The 6,450-nt window shown below is 43.6% G+C and carries 7 protein-coding genes; 2 read left to right on the forward strand and 5 right to left on the reverse strand.

The features are described from left to right. From NWP17_RS03195 to NWP17_RS03205, 3 genes are all read right to left on the reverse strand, one after another. Window positions 1-678: DUF4347 domain-containing protein (locus tag NWP17_RS03195; protein WP_280653464.1), on the reverse strand; the 678-nt coding region annotated here is incomplete at its 3' end. Window positions 679-1,386: 708 nt separating this feature from the next. After that, complete coding sequence (gene nspC, locus NWP17_RS03200) at window positions 1,387-2,541, reverse strand: carboxynorspermidine decarboxylase (protein ID WP_280653465.1); 1,155 nt, start codon at window positions 2,539-2,541, stop codon at window positions 1,387-1,389. 1 nt (window position 2,542) lies between these two features. Continuing rightward, window positions 2,543-3,742 (reverse strand): saccharopine dehydrogenase family protein, encoded by a 1,200-nt coding sequence (locus tag NWP17_RS03205; RefSeq protein ID WP_280653466.1) that lies wholly within the window; start codon window positions 3,740-3,742, stop codon window positions 2,543-2,545. Window positions 3,743-3,843: 101 nt separating this feature from the next. On the opposite strand from NWP17_RS03205, the gene NWP17_RS03210 reads away from it, so the two are divergent. Further along, window positions 3,844-5,193 (forward strand): 16S rRNA (cytosine(967)-C(5))-methyltransferase, encoded by a 1,350-nt coding sequence (locus NWP17_RS03210; protein WP_280653467.1) that lies wholly within the window; start codon window positions 3,844-3,846, stop codon window positions 5,191-5,193. A 58-nt stretch (window positions 5,194-5,251) separates the two neighbouring features. Next, window positions 5,252-5,677 (forward strand): tellurite resistance TerB family protein, encoded by a 426-nt coding sequence (locus NWP17_RS03215; RefSeq protein WP_280653468.1) that lies wholly within the window; start codon window positions 5,252-5,254, stop codon window positions 5,675-5,677. Window positions 5,678-5,749: 72 nt separating this feature from the next. On the opposite strand, the gene psb35 is transcribed toward NWP17_RS03215, so the two are convergent. Beyond that, window positions 5,750-5,977 (reverse strand): photosystem II assembly protein Psb35, encoded by a 228-nt coding sequence (gene psb35, locus NWP17_RS03220; protein ID WP_280653469.1) that lies wholly within the window; start codon window positions 5,975-5,977, stop codon window positions 5,750-5,752. Between the two features lie 150 nt (window positions 5,978-6,127). Continuing rightward, on the reverse strand, window positions 6,128-6,450 hold a 323-nt coding region (locus tag NWP17_RS03225), incomplete at its 5' end, for a transposase (RefSeq protein WP_280653470.1).

Consider the following 6,450-nt stretch of genomic DNA (forward strand, 5'->3'; position numbering starts at 1 on the left):
GCGTTGTCCATAGACTCCATTACCAGAACCATCTTGTACATCTGATTGCCATGTGACAACAAACCCACCGTCTTTGAGGGTCGTTATTGATGGATTAGCCTGAGCGTTGCTGGCGTAAGTATTGACCTGAAACTCACTGCCGACTTTAGTTAAACTCAACACACCTTGATAATTAAACATGGCATGGCTGGTAAAGGCCAGGGATAAGTCCATATCGCCGGTGGTTACTTCTAAATTCCAATCTCCATTGAGTGCGGCACTACCGGTTAAAGTCTTGGATGCTGCTACTTTTGCCCCGGTGAGGTTACTCAGGCGCTGGATAAATTCTTCTCCCGCAGCTCCTGCGGCTACGTTACATCCATATAGTAAGAGGTTGCTGATATGCCATTGCTGTAGTTGCTGGCTGTAGCGGTGGAGGGTGTCTAAATTTAACTGAGTGTCTCCTAGATACAAGCAACCGGGGGAACCGTGGCTGACTAGGTGAAGGGTGGTAGAAGGATATTGAGCTAGTGTTGCGGTGATTTGCTCTAGGCCATCTTTGGCACTATCTAAGAGGATGACGGCTATTCCTGGTTTGACTCCGGCGAGGAGTTGACTCACTGCGGGAACTTGGGAGTCGATGAATAGTATTTCTTGAGGGATTTCTTGAGTTGCTAGGGAAGTTGTGATGCTAAACATGGTTGTCTCCTGATAACAAAAGTAGAGGTTGTTTGAACGGATAATTTAATGGCTTCATAGCAGAGCTAGATCATCCCATTACCTCCGGTTAAGGAGTAGGTTGATGATTGGTTGCTCTTGTTGGAAAACATCTAGCTTAGAGATGCTGATGGATTTTGAATAGTCTTTATATTTACGACCGGTGGCTATGCGCCTTTGGTTTAGCTAACCATACATATATTAGCTGACCTAATTGGATTTGTCAACCCTTGTTTGCATTTTTTTTCTGCGATTTCTCGCGCCTGAAATTCTGTGTTTATTAATGTTAATAATAACGGCTTTAATGCTTACTGTATAAGTATTTTAGGATTTATTAAATGATAAATGTAGGCTGGATTACAAGAACAGGTTAAGAATAGGTTAAGGATAGGTTAAGAAAGTACAGTTAAATATTCTTGGGTTTGGGCGAAATATTGAATTGCACTCAATATCTGGCGGTTTTTTTTGATGTGACAATGAGGTAGTTAAGATGTACATTCAAAACCAAAAAGAAACTTGACGGCGATTTCAATCGCCAACGGCTAGCTCGCCGTTGTATTAATGGTCTAGTTCTGCTGGTACAGAGAATATTAAAAACCCCCTCACCAAATCGGTGGGGGGATAACTGTTTTCTCAGAGGATGTGTGAGTATTGTTGTAGTGGCTCATACTCCTGATATCTATATGACTTTTAGCCGAGTCTAGCTCGATAGTCTGGATAAGAAAACTCTCGCCACATCTCAAATGTACCGTCTTTTTTGAGAATACCGATGGATGGATGGACTACGCCGTTAAACATGGTGGTTTTGACCATGGTATAGTGCATCATGTCCTCAAAGATAATGCGATCGCCCACTGATAACTGTTGACTGAAAGCATAATCACCCATAAAGTCCCCGGCTAAACAACTAGATCCACCCATGCGATATATTTTCTCACCTGGCTGTGGTGGATGAGCGCCGAAAATCACTGGTTGATAGGGCATTTCTAAACAATCAGGCATATGGGCTGTAAATGACACATCTAACATGACATTGGTTAGCTCGGCTGTGGGAATTATATCTTGTACGGTACTGAGCAAAAACCCGGTTTCCCAAGTAATGGCTGCACCTGGTTCCATGAACAGTTGAATGTGGGGATAACGTTGGTGAAATTCTCTCAGAACAGTGATCGCGTGTTCCACATCGTAGCCTTGACGAGTCATTAAATGACCACCGCCCAAATTTAGCCATTGTAGCTGGGGGAGAAACTGTCCAAAAAATTCTTCTATAGATAATAGGGTTTTTTCCAGGGCGTAGGAATCGCTCTCACATAAGTTGTGAGACAAAAAACCGTCTATACCTGGTGGTAGGACATTTCCCAGATGTTCTGGAGAGACACCCAAACGGGTATAAGGTTGACAAGGATTATACAAAGCTGTTTCTACAGGGGAATACTGGGGATTAATCCGCAAGCCCACAGAAGGGGGAGTAGACAACTGCTGAATTAAGGGGTAGTGTCTTTGCCATTGACTAATAGAGTTAAAAGTCAGATGGTCAGCATAGTTGAGAATCCTGTCCATGTCCTGATGACGATAAGCCGGGGAATAGATATGTAAATCCCCGCCAAATTCCTCTGCGGCTAGTTGTGCTTCCCAGAGAGAACTGGCAGAAGCGCCTGGTAATGTTTGGCGAATTAAGGGGAAGCCATGAAACAGGGCAAAAGCCTTTAATGCCAGTAGCACTTTCACTGGTGCTTGTTGCTGCACCCGTTGAAAAATTGCCAGGTTTTGCTCAAGACGTGCTTCTTCTAATACGAAACAGGGGGAGGGAATGGAGTGCAACACGGAATTATTGCTCTGGATCATGTTAGTTTTCCTGAAAAGGTGAGGGTTGATCAATCAGTTCTTGCCAAGGTAAACCCAGAGGACCCAACAACTGCATAAAAGGGTCAGGATTACACTGCTCTACATTAAACACTCCCGGCTGTTTCCACATACCTTTGACCACCATTAAAGCACCAATGACGGCAGGTACACCCGTAGTGTAAGAAATTGCCTGGCTGCCAACTTCTTGATATGCCTGGGCGTGGTCGCAGTTGTTATATATATAGTAGGTGCGTTCCTTGCCATCCTTGATGCCGCGGATATGACAGCCAATGGATGTTTGCCCCGTATAGTTTTCTGCTAAGGATGATGGTTCTGGTAGCAGGGACTTGAGAAATTTTAACGGTACTACTGGGGTTCCTTCATAATCAACAGGATCAATGCGCGTTAGACCAAGATTTTGTAAAACTTGCAAATGATTAATGTAACTTTGGGAAAAGGTCATCCAAAAACGCGCTCTTTTCAGGGTAGCAATATGTTTGACTAAAGATTCTAGTTCTTCATGGTAGAGAAGATAGGATTCTTTAGGGCCAATTTCTGGGTAAGAAATGGGACGATGAATTGATAAAGCGGGTACTTCTATCCATTCACCTTGTTGATAATATTTTCCTGGCTGAGTTATTTCACGTATGTTAATTTCTGGGTTAAAGTTGGTGGCGAATGCTTGACCGTGATTACCTGCGTTACAATCAACTATATCTAGGTAATGAATTTCATCAAAATGGTGTTTGAGTGCATAGGCGGTAAACACTCCTGTTACCCCAGGGTCAAAGCCACATCCTAAAATAGCAGTAATGCCCGCTTGTTGATAGCGATCGCCATATGCCCACTGCCAACTATACTCAAACTTAGCCACGTCCGGAGGTTCATAGTTAGCAGTATCTAAATAATCGGTTCCCGTGGCTAAACAAGCATCCATCAGCACCAAATCCTGATAAGGAAGGGCTACATTAATCAGGATATCAGGGCAAAACTGTTGGATTAATGTGATAGTGTCGTTAACGTTATCAGCGTCTAAAGCCGCAGTTTTTACCTTATTTGAGCCAATACGTTCTGCTATGCGTTGGCACTTGTCAACGGTGCGACTAGCCAGCAGAATCTCGTCAAACTCTGCCAAAGCTGCGCATTTGTGTGCAACAACGTTACCTACACCACCCGCTCCCACTATCATTACTCGCGCCATGTTGTCTCCTCTGGTTTCCCACATATAACAGAAGTCTGGAAGTAATTATAATGTTTGAGAACTGCAACAGTGTAGAATAGGAATTATGGAAAAAGTTTTTAATGACTAACCCCCGCCAAATAGCTTTAATAGCCTTGCGAGATATTCACGCTGGGGCTTATGCTGATGTAGCCTTAAATAAAGTGCTACAAAAATTCAGTCTGCCTAATTTAGACCGTGGTTTGCTGACAGAATTAGTATATGGAACCGTAAGAAGACAACGCACTCTTGACGCCATCATCAACCAACTAGCTAGTAAAAAATCTCATCAACAACCCAAAGACCTCCGCACTATTCTACATCTCGGCTTATACCAACTGCGTTATCAAGAGCGTATCCCCCCTTCTGCGGCGGTGAATACCACGGTGGAACTAGCTAAAAACAATGGTTTTGCAGGTTTAACGGGTTTTGTCAATGGCTTATTACGGCAATATATCCGACTGGGGGAAAAGTCACCAGAACCTTTAAAATTACCGGAAAATCCAGTACAACGTTTGGGAATTTTACACAGTTTTCCTGATTGGATCATTGAGGTTTGGTTAGAACAGCTGAGTTGGGCTGAAACAGAACAATTATGTCAGTGGATGAACCAAACTCCCACCATTGATTTGCGAATTAATCCCCTGCGGACAACAATTGAGGAAGTAGAGGAGGCTTTGCAGTCAGTGGGAATTTTAACCAGACGCATTGCTCATTTACCCCAGGCTTTACGATTAATTGGTAATACAGGAGCGATACAAAATATACCCGGTTTTAGTCAAGGTTGGTGGTCTGTACAAGATGCTAGCGCTCAACTGGTGGGTTATTTGCTCAACCCCCAACCTGGTGAAGTGGTGATTGATGCGTGTGCAGCACCAGGAGGGAAAACTACCCACATAGCCGAATTAATGCAGGATCAAGGGAAAATTTGGGCAGGCGATCGCACAGCGTCTCGTTTAGCTAAACTAAAAGAAAATGCCCGACGGCTACATTTACAATCTATCCACATTTGTACAGGTGATAGCCGCCACCTACCACAGTTTTATCATACAGGCGATCGCGTCTTACTCGATGCACCATGCTCCGGTTTAGGAACCCTACACCGCCACCCTGATGCACGTTGGCGACAAACACCAGAGTCTGTAGTGGAACTGTCAAGGCTGCAAAGCCAATTGATTGCTAATACATCCAAGTTTGTCAAACCAGGCGGTATACTTGTTTATGCCACTTGTACCCTACACCCAAAGGAAAATGAAGATGTGATTTCTACATTTTTAGCTAGTCATCCCCATTGGCAAATTCAACCCCCCAGGGTTGACTCCCCTCAGTTGGCCTATTCCACACCCCAGGGCTGGCTGAAAGTTTGGCCTCATCGGGAGAACATGGACGGCTTTTTCATGGTGCGGTTAAGAAAAACCAACAATTCCGAATGAACACTGTTTGAGATTGTACTATTTTGTTGAAACTCCGAATCTCCCCCAGGAGGCAACAATGGCAAATAATTCCCAAGTAAAAAACTTAGTTAAAATTTTGATTGGTGCGGCTTGGATTGATGGTAAAATCCAACCAGAAGAGCGACAATATCTGCGGGAAATAGCCCAAGCAAAAGGTTTAGCCAATGATCCAGAGATTAAGCCTTGGCTATACGAAGTACTGGCAGTGCAACCACAAAAATGTTATGCTTGGGTGGAAGAATATTTAGGCGATCGCCCCAGCCTGGAAGATTGCGAAAATCTGATTGAGGCTATTAGCGGATTAATTTACAGTGATGGAGAAGTAGCCGTAGAAGAAGCAATGCTGCTGACCAAAATCCAGAAAATAGCGGTTGATGTAAGCGAAAACAGTCAACCAGTTCACACAGCCTTGCTCAAACAAATTCAAAAGTTATATCGTCGCTGGGTGGAAGTGCAGAACTAATGAACTAAAACTGTTCAGACGCGATCAATCGCGCCTGTTAACTTGATCTGAATACTAAGAATGCTGCATGAGTTAAGACTTCGGTTCACCCACCCCCGGAGTTTCTTTTTTTTCAATGTCCGGTACAAAATCAGGGCGATCTTTACTTTCCCAACCAGCAGGTCGTTTGGAGTTGTACCAGGCGATAGAACCGATGGTGACAGCAGCAATAAAACCAACTACATAAACTAAAGTAAAAGCTAAAGGAAATTCAGAACCTTTGGCTACTGCTTCAGCTGTGGTTTGCATCAATAAATTCATGACTATATTCTCCTAGCTAGGGAAAAAGGAACAGGGAACAGGCAAAAATAAATAAAGTGTACGGAGTTTTGTTCAAAAATCAAATCAAAAATCAAATAGGAGTCCTATATAACTTACTCCCAAAGTGATATTATTATCACTTTGACATACTCACCGACCTTGAAGGTCGGTGATTCTTGACAGTTCACAGTAACTCGCTGTCGAAACAGTCTTACAGTCACTCCCTGTCCATTTTAGGTCGTGCCGATGCCCCATGCCGACCATTTTTATATTCTGAGCAGCATTCTCATCTCTGTCTGCAAGAGTGTGGCAATTTAAACACAACACTGAGCGAACAGACAAATCAATCTTGCCCCAACGATACCCACAGCAACAGCAAATCTGGCTAGTAGGTTCCCATCTGTCAATTACTCGGAAATCCCTTTTAAGTTTCTCAGATTTAGCCTCACAAAAAGTTCTGAATTGCCGCCACC

It is taken from the genome of Chrysosporum bergii ANA360D (assembly GCF_029891735.1).
GTDB classification, from domain to species: Bacteria; Cyanobacteriota; Cyanobacteriia; order Cyanobacteriales; family Nostocaceae; genus Umezakia; species Umezakia bergii.

What these genes read in the sequence shown, in the direction of transcription:
- nspC (WP_280653465.1), bottom strand. Translation starts at nt 2,541, where the DNA reads ATGATCCAGAGCAATAATTCCGTGTTGCACTCCATTCCCTCCCCCTGT.
- NWP17_RS03205 (WP_280653466.1), bottom strand. Translation starts at nt 3,742, where the DNA reads ATGGCGCGAGTAATGATAGTGGGAGCGGGTGGTGTAGGTAACGTTGTT.
- NWP17_RS03210 (WP_280653467.1), top strand. Translation starts at nt 3,844, where the DNA reads ATGACTAACCCCCGCCAAATAGCTTTAATAGCCTTGCGAGATATTCAC.
- NWP17_RS03215 (WP_280653468.1), top strand. Translation starts at nt 5,252, where the DNA reads ATGGCAAATAATTCCCAAGTAAAAAACTTAGTTAAAATTTTGATTGGT.
- psb35 (WP_280653469.1), bottom strand. Translation starts at nt 5,977, where the DNA reads ATGAATTTATTGATGCAAACCACAGCTGAAGCAGTAGCCAAAGGTTCT.